Annotated in this window: 1 protein-coding gene; it reads left to right on the forward strand. The window is 42.0% G+C overall.

Annotated elements, in window-relative coordinates; all coding sequences use genetic code 11:
• The coding region (locus J1785_RS00345; RefSeq protein WP_217218527.1) for an MFS transporter at positions 1-564 on the forward strand (564 nt) is incomplete at both ends.

Genomic DNA, 564 nt, shown 5'->3' on the forward strand with positions numbered 1-564 from the left:
AATAAAAAGGCCAGCGCTATTGCTTTAATGTTCACAGGTCTTACCTTGGCGAATGTAGTTGGGGTTCCTTTAGGAACCTTTTTTGGCCAGCATTTCGGTTGGCGAGCTGCGTTTTGGGCGATAGCAGTCCTAGGTGTTGTTGGATTCGTTGGCTTATCTATTTTAGTTCCTAAGCAGTTGACAGAACCTAGCCATATCCTGGATGAACTTGCAGTCTTCAAACGCCCGCAGGTTTGGCTTGCATTATTCATCACTGCCATTGGTTTTAGCGGACTGCTTGCTTCTTTTGCTTACATCTCCCCAATGATGACTGAAGTTGCTGGGTTTTCACCAGATAATCTTGCCTGGATATTGTCAATCTATGGAATTGGGTTAGTTATCGGTAATCTTGTCGCGGCGAAGTTTGCTGACCGAGCTTTAGTTCCTACTATATTAACTTTGTTGACTTTATTGGTGATTATACTCCTGTTATTTATTTACACAATTCACATTAAATCATTGGCAATTATCACCGTTTTTTTTCTGGGAGCTATTGGCTTTGGCACCATTCCTCCATTGCAAATG

The sequence above is a fragment of the Rahnella perminowiae genome (assembly GCF_019049755.1).
GTDB lineage: Bacteria > Pseudomonadota > Gammaproteobacteria > Enterobacterales > Enterobacteriaceae > Rahnella > Rahnella perminowiae.